Raw genomic sequence first — 275 nt, forward strand, 5'->3', positions numbered from 1 at the left:
GTCACGTGCACCGCCAGCAACTGCCCCAGGGTATCCACCGCGATGTGGACCTTGCTGCCGCGTTTGCGCTTATAACCGTCGTAGCCCGCGCGCGGTCCGCTCTCGCAGGTTGACTGCAACGTACGGCCATCCAGGATAACGGCGCTGGGTTGTCCTTGCCGCCCTTGCGCCACGCGTATTACCGAGCGCAGGTCGCAGACCATGTTCTCAAAGCAGCCCGCCTGTAACCAGCGTTGGGTCTGCTGGTACACCAGTTCCCACGGCGGAAAGTCATT

Annotated in this window: 1 protein-coding gene; it reads right to left on the reverse strand. The window is 62.5% G+C overall.

The window, feature by feature from the left end; all coding sequences use genetic code 11:
- Positions 1-275: transposase (locus SB822_RS56865; RefSeq protein ID WP_410859073.1), on the reverse strand; the 275-nt coding region annotated here is incomplete at both ends.

It is taken from the genome of Paraburkholderia sp. SIMBA_054 (assembly GCF_046534875.1).
In the GTDB taxonomy this organism is placed as follows: Bacteria; Pseudomonadota; Gammaproteobacteria; order Burkholderiales; family Burkholderiaceae; genus Paraburkholderia; species Paraburkholderia hospita.